Annotated in this window: 19 protein-coding genes and 3 pseudogenes; 10 read left to right on the top strand and 12 right to left on the bottom strand. The window is 59.6% G+C overall.

The window, feature by feature from the left end; translation table 11 throughout:
• Positions 1 to 97 precede the first annotated feature (97 nt).
• Genes F8N21_RS12570 through F8N21_RS12560 form a run of 3 tightly spaced genes read left to right on the top strand, consistent with a single transcriptional unit; the run spans position 98 to position 3,051 of the window.
• The gene (locus tag F8N21_RS12570; RefSeq protein WP_224788210.1) at positions 98 to 532 is read left to right on the top strand and encodes a hypothetical protein; all 435 of its coding nucleotides are present in this window, start codon (positions 98 to 100) and stop codon (positions 530 to 532) included.
• On the top strand, positions 529 to 2,019 hold the full coding sequence (locus F8N21_RS12565) for an ATPase domain-containing protein (RefSeq protein ID WP_150642447.1): 1,491 nt from the start codon (positions 529 to 531) through the stop codon (positions 2,017 to 2,019). The genes F8N21_RS12570 and F8N21_RS12565 overlap by 4 nt, the downstream gene beginning before the upstream one ends.
• 9 nt (positions 2,020 to 2,028) lie before the next feature.
• Positions 2,029 to 3,051 carry a sensor histidine kinase gene (locus F8N21_RS12560; protein WP_150642446.1) on the top strand — a complete coding sequence of 341 codons (1,023 nt, stop codon included), beginning with the start codon at positions 2,029 to 2,031 and terminating at the stop codon, positions 3,049 to 3,051.
• A gap of 52 nt (positions 3,052 to 3,103) precedes the next feature.
• On the opposite strand, the gene F8N21_RS12555 is transcribed toward F8N21_RS12560, so the two are convergent.
• Together F8N21_RS12555 and F8N21_RS12550 are read right to left on the bottom strand one after the other, a co-directional pair.
• A complete protein-coding gene (locus tag F8N21_RS12555; protein ID WP_150642445.1) occupies positions 3,104 to 3,937 on the bottom strand; it encodes a phosphatase PAP2 family protein in 834 nt (277 codons plus the stop codon).
• Positions 3,938 to 3,967: 30 nt separating this feature from the next.
• On the bottom strand, positions 3,968 to 4,651 hold the full coding sequence (locus F8N21_RS12550; RefSeq protein WP_150642476.1) for a histidine phosphatase family protein: 684 nt from the start codon (positions 4,649 to 4,651) through the stop codon (positions 3,968 to 3,970).
• A 317-nt stretch (positions 4,652 to 4,968) separates the two neighbouring features.
• On the opposite strand from F8N21_RS12550, the pseudogene F8N21_RS31470 reads away from it, so the two are divergent.
• Positions 4,969 to 5,982, top strand: a pseudogene (locus F8N21_RS31470) (methyl-accepting chemotaxis protein); the annotation flags it as partial.
• A 42-nt stretch (positions 5,983 to 6,024) separates the two neighbouring features.
• Entirely contained in the window at positions 6,025 to 6,888 is an 864-nt protein-coding gene (locus F8N21_RS31465; protein ID WP_412071639.1) for a methyl-accepting chemotaxis protein, read from the top strand.
• Positions 6,889 to 7,069: 181 nt separating this feature from the next.
• On the opposite strand, the gene F8N21_RS12540 is transcribed toward F8N21_RS31465, so the two are convergent.
• The gene (locus F8N21_RS12540; protein WP_150642443.1) at positions 7,070 to 7,489 is read right to left on the bottom strand and encodes a type II toxin-antitoxin system VapC family toxin; all 420 of its coding nucleotides are present in this window, start codon (positions 7,487 to 7,489) and stop codon (positions 7,070 to 7,072) included.
• On the bottom strand, positions 7,486 to 7,731 hold the full coding sequence (locus F8N21_RS12535) for a FitA-like ribbon-helix-helix domain-containing protein (protein ID WP_150642442.1): 246 nt from the start codon (positions 7,729 to 7,731) through the stop codon (positions 7,486 to 7,488). The genes F8N21_RS12540 and F8N21_RS12535 overlap by 4 nt, the downstream gene beginning before the upstream one ends.
• 261 nt (positions 7,732 to 7,992) lie before the next feature.
• Here F8N21_RS12535 and F8N21_RS12530 point away from each other — a divergent pair, with 261 nt between their 5' ends.
• Complete coding sequence (locus F8N21_RS12530) at positions 7,993 to 8,376, top strand: DUF6124 family protein (RefSeq protein ID WP_150642441.1); 384 nt, start codon at positions 7,993 to 7,995, stop codon at positions 8,374 to 8,376.
• Between the two features lie 111 nt (positions 8,377 to 8,487).
• On the opposite strand, the pseudogene F8N21_RS12525 reads toward F8N21_RS12530, so the two are convergent.
• From F8N21_RS12525 to F8N21_RS12515, 3 genes and pseudogenes are all read right to left on the bottom strand, one after another.
• Positions 8,488 to 8,685: pseudogene (locus F8N21_RS12525) on the bottom strand (glyoxalase superfamily protein); the annotation flags it as partial.
• A gap of 179 nt (positions 8,686 to 8,864) precedes the next feature.
• A complete protein-coding gene (locus tag F8N21_RS12520) occupies positions 8,865 to 10,322 on the bottom strand; it encodes an N-acyl-D-amino-acid deacylase family protein (RefSeq protein WP_150642440.1) in 1,458 nt (485 codons plus the stop codon).
• Position 10,323: 1 nt separating this feature from the next.
• Positions 10,324 to 10,464: pseudogene (locus tag F8N21_RS12515) on the bottom strand (MurR/RpiR family transcriptional regulator); the annotation flags it as partial.
• 61 nt (positions 10,465 to 10,525) lie between these two features.
• Between F8N21_RS12515 and F8N21_RS12510 the strand changes: the two are divergent.
• Positions 10,526 to 10,921, top strand: a complete 396-nt coding sequence (locus tag F8N21_RS12510) for a lysozyme inhibitor LprI family protein (protein ID WP_150642439.1) — start codon at positions 10,526 to 10,528, stop codon at positions 10,919 to 10,921.
• 281 nt (positions 10,922 to 11,202) lie between these two features.
• The gene (locus F8N21_RS12505; protein ID WP_150642438.1) at positions 11,203 to 12,690 is read left to right on the top strand and encodes a SulP family inorganic anion transporter; all 1,488 of its coding nucleotides are present in this window, start codon (positions 11,203 to 11,205) and stop codon (positions 12,688 to 12,690) included.
• A gap of 157 nt (positions 12,691 to 12,847) precedes the next feature.
• On the opposite strand, the gene F8N21_RS12500 is transcribed toward F8N21_RS12505, so the two are convergent.
• The 3 genes from F8N21_RS12500 to F8N21_RS12490 form a co-directional block, all read right to left on the bottom strand.
• On the bottom strand, positions 12,848 to 13,741 hold the full coding sequence (locus F8N21_RS12500) for an NAD-dependent epimerase/dehydratase family protein (protein ID WP_150642437.1): 894 nt from the start codon (positions 13,739 to 13,741) through the stop codon (positions 12,848 to 12,850).
• Positions 13,742 to 13,844: 103 nt separating this feature from the next.
• Entirely contained in the window at positions 13,845 to 14,756 is a 912-nt protein-coding gene (locus F8N21_RS12495) for a LysR family transcriptional regulator (RefSeq protein WP_150642436.1), read from the bottom strand.
• Positions 14,757 to 14,981: 225 nt separating this feature from the next.
• The gene (locus F8N21_RS12490) at positions 14,982 to 15,572 is read right to left on the bottom strand and encodes an NAD(P)H-dependent oxidoreductase (protein ID WP_150642435.1); all 591 of its coding nucleotides are present in this window, start codon (positions 15,570 to 15,572) and stop codon (positions 14,982 to 14,984) included.
• 199 nt (positions 15,573 to 15,771) lie between these two features.
• On the opposite strand from F8N21_RS12490, the gene F8N21_RS12485 reads away from it, so the two are divergent.
• Positions 15,772 to 16,086 carry a putative quinol monooxygenase gene (locus F8N21_RS12485; RefSeq protein ID WP_150642434.1) on the top strand — a complete coding sequence of 105 codons (315 nt, stop codon included), beginning with the start codon at positions 15,772 to 15,774 and terminating at the stop codon, positions 16,084 to 16,086.
• On the opposite strand, the gene F8N21_RS12480 is transcribed toward F8N21_RS12485, so the two are convergent.
• Entirely contained in the window at positions 16,076 to 16,840 is a 765-nt protein-coding gene (locus F8N21_RS12480; RefSeq protein ID WP_150642433.1) for a sulfite exporter TauE/SafE family protein, read from the bottom strand. The two genes, F8N21_RS12485 and F8N21_RS12480, sit on opposite strands and share 11 nt — an antisense overlap.
• 244 nt (positions 16,841 to 17,084) lie before the next feature.
• Here F8N21_RS12480 and F8N21_RS12475 point away from each other — a divergent pair, with 244 nt between their 5' ends.
• Positions 17,085 to 17,969 (top strand): LysR substrate-binding domain-containing protein, encoded by an 885-nt coding sequence (locus F8N21_RS12475; RefSeq protein WP_150642432.1) that lies wholly within the window; start codon positions 17,085 to 17,087, stop codon positions 17,967 to 17,969.
• A 97-nt stretch (positions 17,970 to 18,066) separates the two neighbouring features.
• Here F8N21_RS12475 and F8N21_RS12470 read toward each other — a convergent pair whose 3' ends face one another.
• Positions 18,067 to 19,479, bottom strand: coding sequence for an amino acid permease (locus tag F8N21_RS12470; protein ID WP_150642431.1), 1,413 nt, complete (start codon positions 19,477 to 19,479; stop codon positions 18,067 to 18,069).
• Positions 19,480 to 19,508: the final 29 nt, after the last annotated feature.

The raw sequence follows: 19,508 nt of genomic DNA, 5'->3' as shown, positions 1-19,508 counted from the left end.
CCCGCTCACGCAAATGATTGTCCGCAATTCAAATCAGTCTCGAGTACACGCCTTTGGGTGTACCATCAGGACCTGTCCATCCAGATATCGGTTAGCCATGCCCACGGATAGCGAAGAGAGCCGTCAGATCGTAGCTTCTCTGGCGCACCGCATTGGTCACAACGCTGACATTGCCCAGGTCGCCGATGCGATCGTTACAACATTGCAAGATATGGATGCAGCCCTTACGCCGATTATCGGACAGCAAGGGGTTGCCGCGCTTTATCGCCGCAGTCTCCATCTGTGCGCCTCCACCCATCCATGCCTGGCCGTCACCTATGAGAGCGTGAAGCCCGGCATGGATCTGAGTGAACTCAAATCCGTACTTGTTAAGCAAAGCGAAGCCGAAGCGTTATTTTTCGGTGAAGCATTTCTAAAAACATTTTACGAATTGCTGACCACGCTGATCGGGCCCTCACTCACCGCACGATTGCTTCGTGCTGTGTGGGAAAATTCTTTGAGCGGCAGCCCCGCGCAGGATACTTCGTCATGACCACCAAAGTGACAATCAACCGCTTGGCCACTGGCGTGCCAGGACTGGACGAGGTGCTTGGCGGAGGATTGCCGGAGTTTTCGTTCAACCTCATCGCCGGGCCTCCCGGCTGCGGCAAGACCACCCTGGCGCATCAGATGATGTTTGCCCTGGCCACCCCCGAACGTCCGGCGCTGTTTTTCACCGTGCTCGGTGAGCCGCCGCTGAAGATGCTGCGTTACCAACAGCAGTTCGACTTTTTCGACAGCGAAGTGATCAACCACTCGGTCCGCTATATCAACCTGGCTGACGATACGCTGGCGGGCGACCTGGACGAGGTGCTGCGGCGCATCGTCGCCGAGGTCGAGGCCCACGGTCCGGCACTGGTGTTCGTCGACTCGTTCCGCTCGGTAGTGCTGGCAAGCCGAACCCAGGACAACCCGAACAACAACCTGCCGCAGTTCATTCAGCAGCTGGGCATGTTGATGACCACATGGCAGGCAACGACCTTCCTGATCGGCGAATATTTCACCGAGACTGATACCAATCCGATTTTCACCGTGGCCGACGGCTTGATCTGGCTGCGCCAGAGCGTGCAGCGCAACTCCATGGTGCGCAAAATGGAAATCATGAAGATGCGCGGCCAGCCGACATTGCCGGGGCTGCACACCTTCCGCATCGGCACTTCGGGCATCAAGGTCTTCGCACCGGCAGCGGTGCATGTCGCGAAGCCGATCGAACCGTCCGACGGCACGCCACCTTCGCGCCTGAAAATGGGCGTGCCGCGGCTGGATGAGATGCTCGGCGGTGGCCTTCCCCGTGGCTATTCGTTGCTGGTGGCCGGTCCTTCCGGCTCCGGGAAAAGTATCCTGGCGGCCACCTTCCTCGCTGAAGGTGCCCGCAATGGTGAAACCGGTGTGATCGCGGTGTTCGAGCAACGCCCTAATCATTTGCGAAGTGCCACGCTGACTCAGCTGATTCAAAGCGGTCAGGTCGGACTGGTGGACAGTCGTGCACCAGACCTGTCCATCGACGAAATCGTCCAGTTATTGTTGAGCGAAATCACCCGTCTGAAAGCGACCCGAGTGGTCATCGATTCACTTTCGGGCTTCGAGCTGGCGCTGGCGCTGGCACCGACCTTCCGCGAAGACTTCCGTGAGTCGTTGGCCCGCATGGTCACCGCCTTGACCAGTGTCGGTGTCAGCGTATTGATGACCTCCGAACTTGAAGACCGCTACACCGATCTGCGTTTCAGCCCCTACGGCACAGCCTTTCTCACCGACGCGATCATCGTTCAACGTTATATTGAAGTGGAAAGTCGCTTGCTACGCATCATGGCTGTGGTCAAAGTAAGGGCTAGCGCCCATTCCGATGAACTGCGCCTGTACCGCATCGACGAAAACGGTTTGCAGATCGGCGAAATGCTTGCAGATCAAGAAGGCTTGCTCGGCGGCCGGCCGACCAAACAGAGGCCAGGTGTGGCACACCCTGGAGATAAAAAAGTTTGAGTCCACACAATGAATGAGGCCAATGGCAAGAATGAGGGAGCGATGGCCAGTGCCGCGCGCGAACTTTTCCTGCTTGGCCAAAAAACCGTTGAAGCGCGTGCGGTGCTCGCCGCGCTGCAACAAGAGCTGGTCGATGCCAATAATCGTCTGGGGGACAACCAACAGATCGAGCAACTGATCGAGGCCAATCAACAGCTGGTATTGGCAATACTCCTGGCGCAGTCAGATGCACAAACGCCGCTGCCCTCGGAACAACAACGCCTGTATCTGGAGCTGCGCGAAGCCAACGCACAACTGGTGATCGCCGCACTCAGTGCGCAAAACCTTCAAGCTTCGGCCGAACAGGCACTGGGCCAGCAACGGGATATTCTCACCCTGGTCGCCCATGAACTGCGCAACCCCTTGACCCCCATCAGCATGATCGCCGGACGCCTGGTGCGGGTGCCTAGCGAAGAGCTGCCGCGGATGCAGGCGCTGATCGAAGGCCAGGTTCAGCACATGTCACGGCTGGTCGACGACCTGCTGGACGTCTCCCGCGCCAGCACCGGCAAATTGCGCCTCGATTGCCGCGTCGTGGACATGGTGCAGATCATCCATGAAGCCATCGCAGTCTGCAGCTCAGTGATGAGCGCTCACCAATTGCATTTCAGCGCCCGACTTCCTGAGGGGACGCTGACGGTGAACGGCGACCCGGTGCGCCTCACTCAGATCCTCGGCAACGTCCTGGGGAATGCGGCCAAATACACCCCAGCTGGCGGCATCGTCAGCCTGTCCGTAACGGTCGAAGCCGACACGCTGGTGATGAGTGTTTGCGACAACGGCATCGGCATTTCGGCAAAGGCCCTGCCGTTTGTTTTCGACCCCTTTGTCCAGGACGTGCACGCCGTGGGCTTCAATGGAGCCGGCCTGGGCATCGGCCTGACCGTGGTCCGCGAACTGGTCGAAGCCCATGGCGGCACGGTGATCGGCCTCAGCGACGGTGATGGCAAGGGGAGCGAGTTCATCGTCAGGTTGCCATTGACGGGGCATTGACCTCTACCCGCGAAAACACCGTCCCGTCCGTGATACCACCTGCCCTGGCCCCTCAGCCAATCGACTGCGGCTGAGCACCCTCCAGCGGTTCTACATTCTTTTGCAAAACCGGCAGCTCAAGCCGCGCTCGCCCGTAAAACGCCAGCGCCGTCAGCAGGCAGGCGAGCCAGACGAAGATCCCTGCCCAGAAGGTGTGGGACATGTAGTGCCAGCCCTGCAGTACCCGGGTCGTGCCATAGACAAAGCCGAGCAACAACGACCCGCACAGGATTGCTTTGGAATGGCGCCAGCGATAGCGGCGAGCCACGAAGTACAAGGCGAGCATGGTGAAGCCACCCGAGGCATGACCACCTGGCCAGCAGCGGACCGGGCCTGCGACTTTCAGCAGGTCGAAATTCTGGTACCACTCTTTGTGTTCGATTTTGCCAGCGTACTGAGTGGTTTCAACCGGGCAGTACACACTGGTGTGGCCTTTCAGATAATGGATGACCCCGGTACAGATCGAGAATGCAAACACCACGTAGAGGAAGTCCCGGCGGTGCCTGGTCGCAAACCTGAGCAGTGGAGCAATCCGCACCTTATCCAGAAACGCGATACCCCTGGCATGTTTATCGGCCTTCAACCGCGGCCAGAGAAACGATGTCAACGCACCGATAATCGCCGCTTCGCCTGTCCAGTTCGGAATGATCCGCGCCCATTTATGGGTGATTTGTTCAAACAGGCGAACATGATTCAACGGAAACAATTGAGTCACCGGATCGTAAAAAAGATCACTGAAGGCAATATCTATTGTTGTCAGATCAAACAACAAAAACACCACGGCAGCGCAGAACAGCGGAATACCAAAATTCACCCAATAAAATCGGTAGCGAGAAGAAGTCCGCATCTTTTTTCCTGATTGAACAGGCAAGCCCGTCTATTTGTTTGATGACGATTGAATTGAATCCCAGTCGCTGGCTTCAATGAAACCGAGCATCTGCGGTTTCCCGGCGATTCCTGCGGTTGAAACAAACAGCGATGCGCCGTAGCCCAGCGTCGACGAAGAGAACTTCATGTCGCTTTCCAGCTGCGACATGCATTCACTGTGCGTCACCAGGATCAGGTTCCGGCCAGGCACCTTGTGGCTGAGGGCATCACTGAGCATGTGACCCTTACAGCGGATCAGCCAGTCCTGGCCCGAACTGACCTTATTGAACATGTAGGAAGATGTCTGCGCCGCTCGGGTCAACGGACTGTTGTAGATATCCGCCTGGCTCAGATCCAACCGCCTGAACTGCGAACCGATCGCTGCGGCGACGTTGCGCGAGCGCTCGGTAATACCGTCGGCACTGCCAAGGCAGGTGGCGCGGGAGTGGTCACAACGCTCGACGTGACGAACCAGCACGATCATCTCGCCCTTGGCCCAATCCGCTTTCAGCTGCGCCACTACCGAGGCGTTGCCATTGGCGAGATCGGGGACTGCCGCGGGCTTCAGAAGAAAGAGGGTCAGTGCCAGGACAAACACGGCGGACACCAGTATCACGGCCGCATTTCTATACCTGGCAATGCCCCTCAAGCCCAGGGAACGCCTGACACCAATAAAATCGAGTCTTAACTGCACAACCAACCCGCCACTTTGGCCAAAACCTGGCAATGAACCGCACCGCACAGCGAGAACAACTGCGCGCTTGAGAATGTCTGTTTTTTGGGGTGATAGACCGGCACCCACCGCTCAACGGCTGAGCGAAACTTTAGGGGGCAGAAGGTAGGGACTGAGTGAAATGAATGTGAAAAAAAGCTTGAGAGACCGGACAAAAATCGTTTCAGCTCTCGCGTTTGCTGCCGATACACCCCCTACGACAAACCTTGCTGGCTACCAAAAACAACAAACTTCCAGCCACTGACGATCAACACTCGCACTGTTCCTGGAGGAATTCGATGAATAGCTGGTTCGGCAACATCAGCGTCAACCTGAAACTGGGCCTGGGTTTCGGCCTGGTACTGGCACTCACCACTCTCCTCGCCCTGACTGGGTGGACTAGCCTTGGTGGGCTGATCGACCGCAGCAACTGGATGAGCGACATCACCCAGCTGAACGCCGGCCTGACCAAACTACGCATCAGCCGCTTGCAGTACATGCTGACCAATGGCGACGAAACCGCCGCGCAGAACGTGCAAACCACCCTTGACGGCTTCGTTGCCCAGCAACAATCCCTGCTTAATAGTTTCAAGAGTCCGGAAAACCTCAAGCTCCTCAGAGCGCAAAGCGCAACCATCGGTGCCTACCAACAATCGCTGAACAAAATGCGCAACGCCTACCGCACCGGCAACGCTGCTCGCCAGCTCATGGACGACAACGCCGACAGCGCCAACGGGTTGATCAGCGCGATCAACACTCGCGTGCAGCAGATGCCCTTGAGCGATCAGCGCTTCGAACAGTTCCAGGCCATCTCCCAGGCCCGGGAAGAATTTCAGCTCGCCCGTTATGAGGTGCGCGGCTACACCGCCAGCAGCAACCCGCAAACCGAGCAAAAGGCCGTCGCACAACTGGACGCGGCCATCGCCAGCCTGAAAGACCTCAATGCGCATTTTGCCGACACCCAGCAAGACGCCCTGAGTCAGCTGGAAAGTGCCCTGATCCGCTACCGTAGCGCTCTGTTGGACTACAAAGTGGCGAACAGCGAGGCGATTCAGGCACGCAAGGAAATGACCGAACAAGGCAGCGCCATCGTCGCTCAGAGCGATGCGCTGTACCAGATCCAGCTCGATCGACGCGATGCGGAAAGCGCTCGGGCGCGGACGTTGCAACTGGTCAGCACGCTGCTGGCGTTACTGGTTGGCGTGCTGGCCGCGGTGATCATCACCCGGCAGATCACCCGCCCGTTGCGCGAAACCCTGGCCGTGGTTGAACGCATCGCCTCGGGTGACCTGACCCACGATGTGCGCGTCACCCGTCGCGACGAACTTGGCGTGTTGCAGCAAGGCATCGCGCGCATGGGCGTGACCTTGCGCGACTTGATCAGTGGCATTCGCGACGGCGTCACGCAGATCGCCAGCGCCGCCGAGGAGCTGTCGGCCGTCACTGAACAAACCAGTGCCGGGGTCCATAGCCAGAGGATTGAGACGGATCAGGTGGCCACCGCCATGCACGAAATGACGGCCACTGTGCAGGAAGTCGCGCGTAACGCCGAACACGCCTCGCAAGCCGCGGCGGCCGCCGACGGCGAAGCCCGCGCAGGTGACAAAGTGGTCGCCGAAGCCATCGCCCAGATCGAGCGCCTGGCCACCGAGGTCGCGCGCTCCACCGATGCCATGAATGTGCTGCAGCAAGAGAGCGACAAGATCGGCAGCGTCATGGACGTGATCAAAGCCGTGGCTGAACAGACCAACCTGCTGGCGCTCAACGCGGCCATCGAAGCAGCCCGCGCCGGTGAAGCCGGTCGAGGCTTCGCGGTGGTCGCCGACGAAGTCCGCGGCCTGGCCCAGCGTACGCAGAAATCCACCGAAGAAATCCAGGGGCTGGTTGCCGGTTTGCAGAACGGCACCCAGCAAGTGGCCACGGTAATGAACAACAGCCGCAGCCTGACCGACAGCAGCGTCGAACTGACCCGCAAGGCCGGCACCTCCCTGGAAAACATCACCCGCACGGTGTCGAACATTCAGTCGATGAACCAGCAGATCGCCGCAGCCGCCGAGCAGCAAAGCGCCGTGGCCGAAGAGATCAGCCGCAGCATCATCAACGTGCGCGACGTCTCCGAACAGACCGCCGCCGCCAGCGACGAAACCGCGGCATCCAGCGTCGAGCTGGCGCGACTGGGCAATCAGTTGCAGATGATGGTCAGTCATTTTCGGGTGTGATTGATCACATTGTGGGCGGTTGAATAAGTGGTGAATTAGAGATCCTATCGCGAGCAAGCTCGCTCCCACAGGTTATGTGTCGATCACGCCGACACAGATCCAATGTGGGACCGGGCTTGCTCGCGATGACTATTCAATAAGCGCCCTGGAACCAAGTTCAGTTACGCCGCTTTTTTCTCGTTCAAGCGTCCCACGGATTGATAACAGGTAAGCCGGAAAACTCGAAATCGCGCACATTGCGCGTCGCAATCGATGCTCCGTGTACTCGACAGATCGCCGCGATCTGCGCGTCCGCCATGGAGACTGCGCGCCCGTTGGCCTCACTACCGGCCACCAACATGGCGTATTCGACGGCCCCATGAGCGTCGAAGGGCAGGATCTTGCCAGCAAAATCCTCTTCGAACATCGCCATCGCCTGGGCCCCCAGTCCTTGTTTGCGCTTGCCGGCAGGGAGACGGGCGATACCGTGGAGAATTTCGGCCACGGTGATCGCGCTGATGACCAGATCCATTGCCGGTTGCGCATCAACCCAAGCCAGTACTTGAATCGCAGGTTCAGCGCGCATGAACTCCGATAGAACATTGGTATCCAGCACAATCATTCGGTGAGATCCACGGCAGTGGCTTTCTCATGACGAGCAGGCAGGTCGAGCTCAACCCCTCCACTCGCGCTGAATCGAGCGCGAATCCGGCTGCCCAGGCCTCCGGCACGATTGACCTGGGCCAGTGCCCGCCCGAGGATCAGGCGTGCTTCTTCCTCCATCGAGTGGCCATGGTGAGCCGCCTCGATGCGCAGTTGCTCTTTAATCTGGTCGTCCAGATTGCGAATAGTAATACTGGCCATGAATGCGCCCCTCGTGCAATCAATGAAATCATTGATTGAGCCTAGCACATTTCTTTTGCGTTGCCTTCTGGACACAGCACAACGGCATGGCCTGAAATTTGGAGCGATCAACCTCGCGTAGGAACACAGAAATTTCCGACAGGTTTTTGAGGTTGCGTTGACTTGGGCCCGTGGCTAACCTTCGCCGGTCGCTGCATATCAGCGTCCGGGCGTCGCGGCCCGCGTTTACTTGGTAGCTCCCTTCAACCCTGGAGTACCACAATGCACAAAGCCATCCCTAACCTTCCTGAAACTCTAAACATCTCACCCTACGAATCTCTCGATTCCAGCAAACTTCACGAGGCCGCAAACCGCGCCCTCGATCATTACCTGACGCCACCAATCGACAACCCCCGAACCACCACCGTCGACCGTTCGCTATCCGTCTTTGCCGTCGCCCCCGGCATCAACACCGAAGCCCTGTTGCCCAACGCCTACGAAACATTCTGTTCGGCCACCACTCTGGTGCTGGATCTTGGCGACGACCTGGACGGCAAAGACCGCAACCTTGCCTTGGCGATTCATCAAATGATGGAGCTGGGTTTGTTGCTGATCGAGAAGGCGCTGGATCACGAGCATTCGGTGGGGCATCGGGGCATGGTATAGATCGGGGGTTGGCAGTTGAATCATTGGTGAATTGGAGACCCTATCGCGAGCAAGCTGAACTGGTCCAGTAATTTTGGACATTTTTTTAGGTTCTCACGCCGCCAGCTTTTCCGCTCCCGGTGAGCTGTCGCCGTGGTGCTCGGACAGATGCAGCACGCACGCATCTCGTGAGACCTGCAGGTACAGCGGGAAGTTTTCTTCGAAACGTTGCTGCCAGTCGAGAGTGAAACCGAGGAAGTCGAGGTAAAATTCCAGGGCCTTGGCTTCGTCGAATATCCGCAGGATGGGGGTGGTTTTTCCAAAACTCATGGTGCTGCTCCCTGATTGAAATGTGGTCATCCTATACAGGCTGAATACCGAGTACGAGCATGTGTTCCTGGAAGCAAAATCAAAAGATCGCAGCCTGCGGCAGCTCCTACAATGACCGCGTTCACCACGAACTCTGCGTGAACACAAATCCCGTAGGAGCTGCCGCAGGCTGCGATCTTTTAATGAAACCCTCGCCGCAAATCCCCTGCCCGGGCCAAAAACCTCCCTTCACGCCGACCATTGGCTATGCCATCCGCATAACTGCACACGCCATTGACCCATACCCCATCAATCCCTTCAGCTGCCCGTTGCGGGTCCTCGAAGTCGGCCACGTCGCGCACTCGTAGCGGGTCGAAGAGCACCATATCCGCCCAATGCCCTTCGTGCAGTTCACCCCGTTCCACCAGGCCAAAACGCGCTGCCGAAAGCCCGGTCATTTTGTGTACCGCGGTGTGCAGCGGGAACAGTCCCACGTCGCGACTGAAATGCCCGAGCACCCGCGGGAACGCCCCCCACAAACGCGGATGGGGGAATGGATCTTCCGGCAGGCCATCGGAGCCGATCATCGACAATGGATGCGCCAAGATGCGCCGCACATCGGCTTCGTCCATGCCGTAATACACCGCGCCAGCCGGTTGCAGGCGGCGAGCGGCGTCCAGCAGCGGGAGGCCCCATTCGGCGGCGATGTCCCGCAGGTCGCGGCCGCTCACTTCAGGATGAGGTGTCGACCAGGTGATGGTAATGCGAAAGGCGTCGGTGACCTGTTTGAGGTCCAGTGTCGAAGAACTCGCCGCATAGGGATAACAATCGCAGCCCACCGGATGACTCAGCGCGGCACGCTCCAGGGAGGCGAGCAGTTGCGGGCTGCGGCCCCAATTGCCGGCTCCGGCGCATTTGAGGTGGGAAATAATCACCGGGGCCCCGGCATGACGGCCGATCTGGAAAGCTTCGTCCATCGCCTCCAGCACCGGCTCGAATTCGCTGCGCAAATGGGTGGTGTAGACCGCGCCAAACGCCGTCAGCTCTTCGGCCAGTTGCAGCACTTCATCAGTCTCGGCGCAAAAGGCGCTGGCATAGGCCAGACCTGTGGATAAACCCAAAGCGCCCGCCTCCAGACTTTCACGCAATTGCTCGCGCATGGCGCTGATTTCGCCGGGCGTGGCGCTACGAAACAGGTCATCCATATGGTTGCTGCGCAACGCCGTGTGGCCGACCAGCGCCGCCACATTCAGGGTTGGGTTCGCCGCTTCGATCGCGGCGCGGTAGTCGCGAAAGCGCGGGTAGACAAAAGCGCTGGCGGCACCCAGCAGGTTCATCGGGTCCGGCGGCTCGCCGCGCAAACTCACGGGGGATGCGCTGATCCCACAGTTTCCGACGATCACCGTGGTCACACCCTGGCTGAGCTTGGGCAACATCTGCGGCTGGCGGATCACCACGGTATCGTCGTGGGTGTGCACATCGATAAACCCCGGTGCCAACACTCGACCGCCCGCATCGATCTCTTCATCGGCGCAGGCTCCATTCAAGCTGTCGATACGCTGAATGCGTCCATCCAGAATCGCCACATCGGCGAGGAAACCCGACGTGTTACTACCATCGATGACCAGAGCATTGCGGATCAGCGTGTCGTACTTCATGTCAGTCTCCCAGCGGCAGACAATCGGCGCCACCGCGGTAGTCGTCCAGTGCCAGTATGATCCGGCGCCGACGCTCTTGATTATCTTCAGGCTGAACCAGAGCCAGCTCGGTGGCAAGTAGGTCGATGGCTGGCAGCATGCCTTAGCGCAGCTTAGACTGCGGATCTTACGCTTTACGACTCATTGACCAGGAAAGGCCAACCATGAACCCCCGCTGCCTATTTGCTGCCTGTGGTCTGTCATTGGTGTTTTGCGGCTCGGCTTATGCCGCTGACAACACTGATAGTCCTGCCTACAACAAGTGCATGGAGGCGTCGGGAGGCGTAACCGTCAACATGCTCGATTGCACCACTGCTGAAATCAAACTGCAGGATGCCCGGCTGAACAAAGGTTACAAGGCGGCCATGGCGACGCTGGAGGCCGACAAGAAGAGCCAGCTGCAGAACGTCCAGCGGATGTGGATCAAGTACCGCGACGCCAACTGCGGATTGGTCGGCAGCTTGACTGGCGGGACCATCGACAGCATCAACGCCGGTTCCTGCGTTCTGGAGATGACCAGGACCCGGGCCCAGGAGCTGGAGAATCTGGTTGGGCCTTGAGTAACAGAAACGCGAATATCCTGTCTGATGATCACTTGTGGCGAGGGGGCTTGCCCCCGCTGGGCCGCGCAGCGGCCCTAAAATCTGCTACCGCATTTTTTCAGACAAAACGCATTTGTCGATTTTACGACGGCTTCGCCGCCGAGCGGGGGCAAGCCCCATCGCCACAGAAGCCCCCTCGCCACAGGTTTGCGCCCGACACTGACGGGTTGGTCGCACCCTCTTCCCCACTCCCGTAAACTCACGCCCTTCGCACTCCCCGCTCTACCCTGGACACCTCGATGCTTTCAACCGTCAAACAACACTGGTTCTCCAACATCCGCGCCGACGTGCTGGCCGGTCTGGTGGTTGCGCTTGCGCTGATCCCCGAAGCCATCGCCTTTTCGATCATTGCCGGGGTCGATCCGAAGATCGGTCTGTATGCCTCGTTCAGTATGGCGGTGGTGATTGCTTTCGCCGGTGGTCGGCCGGGGATGATTTCCGCCGCGACCGGTGCCATGGCGTTGCTGATGGTGACGCTGGTAAAGGACCACGGCCTGCAATACCTGCTGGCGGCCACCCTGCTGTGCGGCGCGCTGCAGATCGGTGCCGGGTTTCTCAAGCTTGGTTCGTTGATGCGTTTTGTCTCGCGCTCGGTGGTCACCGGTTTCGTCAACGCGCTGGCGATTCTGATTTTCATGGCCCAGTTGCCGGAGCTAATCAACGTCACCTGGCATGTCTACGCCATGACCGCCGCCGGCCTCGGGATCATCTACCTGTTCCCCTATGTGCCGAAGATCGGCAGGGTCATTCCCTCGCCCCTGGTGTGCATCCTGGTGCTGACCGGCGTGGCGCTGTGGCTGGGCCTGGATATCCGCACCGTCGGCGACATGGGCGCGCTGCCGGACACGCTGCCGATTTTCCTCTGGCCGGATGTGCCGCTGAACCTGGAGACGCTGAAGATCATCTTCCCGTACTCGGCGGCGATGGCGGTGGTCGGTCTGCTGGAGTCGATGATGACCGCGACCATCGTCGACGAAATGACCGACACCCCGAGCGACAAGAACCGCGAATGCAAAGGCCAGGGCCTGGCCAATATCGCCACTGGTTTACTCGGCGGCATGGGCGGCTGCGCGATGATCGGTCAGTCGGTGATCAACGTGAAATCCGGTGGCCGCACGCGGTTGTCGACCTTGATTGCCGGGGTCGCCTTGTTATTCATGGTGGTGTTTCTCAGCGACTGGGTCAGCCGTATTCCGATGGCCGCGCTGGTGGCGGTGATGATCATGGTCTCCATCGGCACCTTCAGCTGGGACTCGTTGCGCAATCTCAAACGCTACCCCATTTCGACCAACATCGTGATGGTGGTCACCGTGGCGGTGGTGGTTGGCACGCACAATCTGGCATATGGGGTCCTGGCCGGGGTGCTGCTGGCGGCGATGTTTTTCGCCAACAAGATGGGCCATTACCTGGCGGTGGAATCATCGGTGGATGCCGACAACCCGCAGCGCACCTACCGGGTGATCGGCCAGGTGTTCTTCAGCTCCGCCGACAAATTCAGCGCCGCCTTCGATCTCCAGGAAACCCTGCCCAAGGTCTGCATCGACCTGACCCACGCGCACTTCTGGGACATCACCGCCGTCGCGGCCCTGGACAAGGTGGTGCTCAAGTTGCGCAGCGCTGGCGCCGAGGTTGAAGTGCTGGGATTGAATGAAGCGAGCGCGACCCTGGTGGATCGCTTTGGCGTGCATGACAAGCCGGAGGGGATTGAGCGGTTGTTGGAGCATTGATCCAGGTTTAGCCCCAAGCTTGCGGTGAAGCTGAAGCCGCCATCGCGAGCAAGCTCGCTCCCACAGGTCCCGCGCCAGCCCATATTTCTTGGAGCGATGCGATCTATTGTGGGAGCGGGCTTGCTCGCGATGGCCTCACCTCGGTTTCAAGCGAGAATCACACCATCTCGTTACGAATCCACTCCACCACCGATGTCCGCTGCGGCGCCCAACCGAGCAGTTCACGGGCATGTTTGCCGCGCACCCGGCTGTTGGAGCCCAGGCCGTAGTTGGCCATTTCATAACCCCACTCGGCTTCGGCGTCGGCCAGCGGCCAGTCTTGCGGTTGACCCAGTTTCAGCGCCTGAGCGATGGCCGTGGTCATTTCGATGAAGGACGCTTCGCCGCTTTCGACGAAGTAGAAAGTGCCAGGCACATTCTTCTCCAGCGCCAGCAGGTACAGCGCGACCACGTCTTCGATATGCACGTTGGACCAGATGTTCCGACCCGGGCCGACATGCCGGACCACGCCGCTTTTACCCGCCTGTTTGAGCAAGCGTGGCAACTGTACGCTGTCGCGCTTGACGCCGAGGCTGTGGCCATAGATCAGCGTGTTGCAGATCACCGCCGAGTTCACGCCTTCGCGCGCCGCGGCGAGGATCAGGTTGTCGATGGCCACCCGAGCTGCCTTGTCCACAGTCGGCTCAGGCAGCTTGTCTTCGTAGTAGATGACGTCGCTGGATTTGCCGCCACTGGCATCACCGACAATGCTCGAACCGCTGGTGTGCAGGAAGGTTTTGTTCGTCCCGCGCAGCGCACCGAGCAAGGCTTCGACCGCACCGCGATGGTCGCTGCTGGCGGCGTTGATCACCGCGTCAGCGGCGCGAGCCTGTTCGGCCAGCAGGTCGCTGTCGTCGAGGGTACCGATCACTGGGGTAATGCCCAATGCGGTCATTTCTTTAGCTTGTTCGGCACTGCGTACCAGGCCGGTGACTCGATGACCGGCCTTGACCAGACCGGTGGCGATGGAGCCACCGATAAAACCTGCGGCACCGGTTACGAATACTTTCATGGAGAGGACTCCTGCGTGAGTAAGTGATGGAACAAGTATCGAGGACTGATCCCGGCAGAAAAAGTCCAGGTTGCCCAATTCAATCTTGCGCAGAGCTCACGAATCAGCCCTCGAACACCGTCATGGCATAGGCCGCCAGCTTGCTCTGAATAAAGTCGAGGAAGCATTGAATGCGCAACGCCAGCTGCGAGTTACGGTAGTACACCGCATTGATCGGTTGGCGATAACCGCTATTGGCTTCGGCCAATAGCACCGTCAAGCGACCGGCCTTGATGTCATCGATGGTCATGAAGTGCGACAGGCAGGCAATGCCCTGTCCCTCCAGGGCCAGATGGCGCAGGGTCTCACCGCTGGATGCGCAGATTCCCGGCTGAATCTGCCAGCGGTCACCCTGGGCATGCCGCAATGGCCAATGATTGAGGCTTTCGGTCTGGGTAAAGCCCAGCAGCGAATGCCCGGCCAGTTCCGCTACGGTCGTCGGTGTGCCGTGTTTTTCCAGGTACCCGGGGCTGGCGAGGATGTGCAGCGGGCTGCAACCCAGGGAGCGGGCATGCAGCGTCGAATCCGCCAACGGCCCGATGCGAATGGCGATATCGGTGCTTTGTTCGAGCAAATCGATGATCAGGTCGTTGCTGTTGAGTTCCAGCTGGATGTCCGGGTACAAACGGCGAAATTCGTCGATGTACGGCACGATGGCGTGGAGCATGAACGGCGAGGCGGCGTTGATCCGCAAGCGACCCGAGGGCGTCTGCTGGCGCGAGGACAAGCGCTCTTCAAGGTGATCCATTTGTTCGAGAATCCGCTTGGCGTGCTCGAAGAAGTACTTGCCCTCTTCGGTCAGGTCCATGCGCCGCGTGGTGCGGTTGATCAGCGTGGTATCCAGCTTGGCCTCGAGCCGCGACAGCGTGCGGCTGACCGCCGAAGGGGTTTGCCCGACCTGTTCGGCCGCCGCGGAAATCGACCCGCACTCGATCACGCAGACGAAAATCTGCAACTCATCGGATCTGGCTTTCACATATCCCCTCTTTATCGAGTTGTCCCGGCGACCGCTTAATTGTGGCGAGGGGGCTTGCCCCCGCTGGAGCGCGAAGCGGTCCTAAAACCAGTCACCGCGTATCTTCAGATAGAGCGCGTGCACTGGTTTTACGACTGCTGCGCAGCCGAGCGGGGGCAAGCCCCCTCGCCACAGGTCGTCGCTGCTGATGCGTCGATAGTAGCCCGATGTTGGGCAAAAGGAAGCTTACCGCGGCAGGTTGAAAACCTCTTTCAGGTGCTGCTCGTAGCGCGCCACGTCGGCCTCGATGGCTGGACGCTTCATCACGTCGACGCAGAGGAAGGTCGGCAGACCGGTCATGCCGAGGAAGGTGTTGGCCTTGTGGAATGGGAAATACACCGAGTCCACGCCCTTGGCTTCGAAGAAGTCGGTCGGGTCGTCGAAGGCTTGCTGCGGTGCGTTCCAGGTCAGCGAGAGCATGTATTGCTTGCCCTGCAACAGGCCGCCGCTGCCGTATTTCTGCGAGGCATCGGAACGGGTGCGGCCGTCGCTGGCGTACAGGCTGCCGTGGCCTTCGGTAAAGACTTCGTCAATGTACTTCTTGACGGTCCACGGCGCGCCCATCCACCAGCCCGGCATCTGATAAATGATTACGTCGGACCAAAGGTACTTGGCGACCTCTTCCGCGAGGTCGTAACCCTCGTCGATGTGGGTGACTTTCACATCGACACCGCCGCGATCCAGCACGCTCAGCGCGGCGTCATGCAGCGTCGAGTTGTAGCGACCGTCGGAGTGGGCGAATTTCTTGCCACCGTTGAGCAACAGGACTTTTTTCATGGGGAGCCTCATCAGGGTCCAATGCGCAGCGCTGTGGATAAGTCGCTGGATTGAGAAGGTTAAAAATGATGACGACAGGGTATCGATCGGGCGCTAAGGGAATAAGCCGGAAACAGGCAAAATACATTTGACCCACACGCACGAATCGCTAGTGGATTGTTGTCGTAGACTTTTCGAACCCAGACTTGAGGAGATCGACATGTGTGAATTGCACGGCTTCATCCTGCACGCCCAGACCAAACCGGAAAAAGCCGAAGCCTTCGAAGCGCTGTTCCGCGCCTACGTGGAACCGAGCCGCGCCGAGCCCGGCTGCATCGAATACCACATGCTGCGCGACCAGCAGGACCCGACGCTGTTTATCTTTTACGAAATCTGGCAATCCCGGGCGCATCTGGATGTGCATTCGAACCTGCCGCACATGAAGCAGTTCTTCGAGCAGCGCATGGATTACCTGGAATGCGATTTCGATATCCGCCGCATTGACATGCTCAGCCCGTCATCCGCTAGCCGCTGATCAACAGGTGGCCGCCGAGTAATCCGAGGCCAATGAAGAACACCCGCTTGAACAGCACGGCACTGATTCGCTGGCGCAACCACTGCCCCAGCAACATGCCCAGCAACGCCGGCATCAGGGCGAGCAGCGAAGCACTCAGCTCGCCGCCTCCCAACGCCCCGCGCCAGAGCAGACCGGCGGCCAGCGCCAGTATTGAAACGGTGAACGACAGGCCCAGGGCCTGCACCAGTTGATCCTTGCTCAAACCCAGCGCCTGAAGGTACGGCACGGCCGGAATCACGAAGACGCCAGTGGCCGAGGTGATGATGCCGGTCAGTACGCCGCAGAGCGGGCCGAGCCAGCGCTCGGTGCCGGCGTTCACCCGCAAGGTCGGCAAGAACAGACCGCTCAAGGCATAGAGCAACAACGCCGCGCCCAGCGCCCGCACCACCCAATATCCACCTTCGATTCCCAGCCAAAAGGTACCTGCGCCGGTGCCGACGAAAATCGCCAGCAGCATCGGCCACAACCGTTTGACCAGCCCACTCAAATGCCCGCCAAAGGCCAGTTGCCAGACATTGGTCACAGTCGCCGGGATGATCAGCAGCGCCGCAGCCTGCGTCGGCAGCATAGCCAGACCGAGCAGGCCCATGGCGATGGTCGGCAGGCCGAGGCCGATCACGCCTTTGATCATGCCGGCCAGCAGGAAGGTGCCGATGACCAACAGAGACAAGGCCAGGCCGAGGTTTTGGTAGAACGCGACGAGAGTATTCATGGCGTAATCCTGAAGCCTGGGATCGACCTTGAAAATCTGCCATATACTGAGGCAGCCTCTTGCTCTGCAAGAGCCTGAAGATTTTGTTGAAGCTGCCGACGCCATCGCGAGCAAGCTCGCTCCCACAGGGAATATATGCTGGGTGCAAATTATGTGTGCACTGCAAATCCAATGTGGGAGCGAGCTTGCTCGCGAAGGCGTCAGCCCGGTCAACTCATAACTCACTCATCTCAGGCGACTTCACATGCACTTCGACCTGACCGACCTTCGCCTGTACTTGAACATCCTCGAAGCCGGCAATATCACCGCCGGCGCCGCCCGCAGCCATCTGTCGCTGGCGGCGGCCAGTGCGCGGATCCGGGCGCTGGAAGCTTCGCTGGGCACGCCTTTTCTGGAGCGTGGGCGGCGGGGCGTCAGCCCTACTCCAGCCGGCAAGGCCCTGGCGCAACATGCCCGGGTGTTGCTGCAACACGCCGAGCACATGCAACAGGATCTGGCCGAGTACGCCAAGGGCGTCAAAGGTCAGGTGCGGCTGTTGTGCAACACCACGGCAATCACCGAGTACCTGCCGGAACTGCTCGCGGACTTTCTGCGCAGTCACCCCAACCTCGACATCGACCTGCAAGAATTGCCGAGCCAACGCATCGCCCACGCCCTGCGCCAGGGCGCGGCCGATCTGGGCATCGTCTCCGACGCCGTGGACACCCACGACCTGGAAACCCTGCCCTTTCGCGACGACCCGCTGGTGCTGATCATGCCACCCGATCATCCCTTGGCCGACGGCGAGCCACCGAGTTTCAGCGACACCTTGCTTCACGACTACGTCGGTCTGGCCGCCAATAGCGCGCTGGCGGTGTACCTGGAAGAACAGGCGCTGCACACCGGTATCCGCATGCAAATCCGCATCCGCGCCGAAGGCTTCGACGGGGTGATCCGCATGGTCGCTCGCGGCGCCGCAGTGGCAATCGTGCCACTGGCGGCGGTCCAGCGCTGGACGGGTGATCAGCCGTTCAAAAGCGTCGCACTGCAGGAAGACTGGGCTCAGCGAAAGTTGCTGCTGTGCGCGCGTTCATTCGACCATCTACCCGGCTATGCCAGGGCCTTGCTTGAGGCCTTGCTCAGCGACTAGCGCGACTCTCCCCCAAGGGCAGACTTTACCCTCAGGGTTTCCTGTTCCGCAGCGGTCCGATGAGCAAACGACACCAGCCGTTGATCGCTGTTTTGCGTTAAACCTTTGGCAGTGGATTCAAGGCTGCGGCGGCCTTGGGTTTTCTAAAGAAAATCCCGTAGACCAACGTGAGAATCAGCAGGAAAGGCACACCGAACACCAGGGTCATCTTGAAGTCTTCGGTGAAGTAAGTGGTGATCATCACCGCGCCCATCAGCACCAGCCCCAACAAGGTGCTGTAGGGAAACAGGCGCATACGGAAGGACAGTTGCCGCTCGCCGTTGCGCTCGTGGTAGCGGCGGAAGCAGTAGTGGGTCAGGAAGATCATGAACCAGGTGAAGATCGCGCCGAACATGGAAATCGCCATCATCAAGGTGAACGAGCTTTCCGGGTACAGCACGTTGAGCAACGTCGCCAGGGCAATGCCTGAACTCGACAGCAACAAGGCATTGAGCGGGATCCCGGTCTTGCTCAGCACCCCCATGGACTTCGGTGCATAACCACCACGGGACAGGCTGAACATCATGCGGGTGGTGATGTACAACTGACTGTTCATCGCCGACAACGCCGCGATCAGAATCACGAAATTCATCACCCCGGTCGCACCGGGAATACCGATGGTCTGCATGACCGTGACGAACGGGCTCTGGGCATGACTGGCCTGGACCCACGGCACAATCGCCAGCATCAGCGCCAGGGTCAGCAGGTAGAACACCACCAGGCGCACGATGGTTGCGCGAAAGGCCTTCTTCACCGCCCGTTCCGGGTCCTGCGCTTCACCGGCGGCCACCGCGATCATCTCTACGCTCAGGTAGCTGAAGATCGACACGATCACCGCGATCCACATGCCTTGCAGACCATTGGGAAAGAAACCGCCATGGGCTGTGTAGTTGTGCACGCCGTAGTCCGGGTTGCCGGAACCGTACACCACATACACCGCGAGGATGATGAAGCCGACAATCGCGCCGATCTTGATGGTCGAGAACCAGTACTCGAAGGTGCCGAAGGTCTTCACGCTGATGGCGTTGAGCAGAATCAGGATGCTGGAGAACGAGAGAATCCAGACCCATTCAGGGACGTTGGCGAACCAGTACTTCATGTACATCGCCACCGCCGTCACTTCCGTGCCCACCGCCAGCACAATCGCCGCCCAATAGGCGTAGCGCACCAGGAACCCGGCCAGCGGGCTGACATAGAATTCGGCATAGGCGCCGAACGAGCCCGAGGTCGAATGGGCCACGGTCATTTCCGCCAGGCAGCCCATCAACAGCAGGGTGATGATCGCGCCAATGGCATAGCTGAGCAGCACGCTCGGCCCGGCATAACCGATGGCGTAGGCACTGCCCATGAACAGCCCGGTGCCGATCGCCCCGCCGATGGCGATCATGCTCATTTGCCCCGAAGTGAGCTGGCGTCTGAGGCCGTGTTCACGGTTGGATATGCTTTCAAAACCAGTGTCGGTCGTGGTCACTCTGGGTGCCCCCCTTATTATTGTGATCG

The sequence above is a fragment of the Pseudomonas fluorescens genome (genome assembly GCF_902497895.1).
GTDB classification, from domain to species: Bacteria; Pseudomonadota; Gammaproteobacteria; order Pseudomonadales; family Pseudomonadaceae; genus Aquipseudomonas; species Aquipseudomonas fluorescens_BP.
The sequence above is the reverse complement of the archived record's forward strand: the minus strand, read 5'-3'. Positions and strand labels throughout refer to the sequence as shown.

Coding starts and splice junctions, on each gene's coding strand:
- F8N21_RS31465 (WP_412071639.1), top strand. CDS start 6,025: ATGGGCGTGACCTTGCGCGACTTGATCAGTGGCATTCGCGACGGCGTC.
- F8N21_RS12540 (WP_150642443.1), bottom strand. CDS start 7,489: ATGATTGTGCTGGATACCAATGTTCTATCGGAGTTCATGCGCGCTGAA.
- F8N21_RS12565 (WP_150642447.1), top strand. CDS start 529: ATGACCACCAAAGTGACAATCAACCGCTTGGCCACTGGCGTGCCAGGA.
- F8N21_RS12490 (WP_150642435.1), bottom strand. CDS start 15,572: ATGAAAAAAGTCCTGTTGCTCAACGGTGGCAAGAAATTCGCCCACTCC.
- F8N21_RS12475 (WP_150642432.1), top strand. CDS start 17,085: ATGCACTTCGACCTGACCGACCTTCGCCTGTACTTGAACATCCTCGAA.
- F8N21_RS12500 (WP_150642437.1), bottom strand. CDS start 13,741: ATGAAAGTATTCGTAACCGGTGCCGCAGGTTTTATCGGTGGCTCCATC.
- F8N21_RS12520 (WP_150642440.1), bottom strand. CDS start 10,322: ATGAAGTACGACACGCTGATCCGCAATGCTCTGGTCATCGATGGTAGT.
- F8N21_RS12480 (WP_150642433.1), bottom strand. CDS start 16,840: ATGAATACTCTCGTCGCGTTCTACCAAAACCTCGGCCTGGCCTTGTCT.
- F8N21_RS12510 (WP_150642439.1), top strand. CDS start 10,526: ATGAACCCCCGCTGCCTATTTGCTGCCTGTGGTCTGTCATTGGTGTTT.
- F8N21_RS12530 (WP_150642441.1), top strand. CDS start 7,993: ATGCACAAAGCCATCCCTAACCTTCCTGAAACTCTAAACATCTCACCC.
- F8N21_RS12535 (WP_150642442.1), bottom strand. CDS start 7,731: ATGGCCAGTATTACTATTCGCAATCTGGACGACCAGATTAAAGAGCAA.
- F8N21_RS12570 (WP_224788210.1), top strand. CDS start 98: ATGCCCACGGATAGCGAAGAGAGCCGTCAGATCGTAGCTTCTCTGGCG.
- F8N21_RS12505 (WP_150642438.1), top strand. CDS start 11,203: ATGCTTTCAACCGTCAAACAACACTGGTTCTCCAACATCCGCGCCGAC.
- F8N21_RS12555 (WP_150642445.1), bottom strand. CDS start 3,937: ATGCGGACTTCTTCTCGCTACCGATTTTATTGGGTGAATTTTGGTATT.
- F8N21_RS12560 (WP_150642446.1), top strand. CDS start 2,029: ATGAATGAGGCCAATGGCAAGAATGAGGGAGCGATGGCCAGTGCCGCG.
- F8N21_RS12485 (WP_150642434.1), top strand. CDS start 15,772: ATGTGTGAATTGCACGGCTTCATCCTGCACGCCCAGACCAAACCGGAA.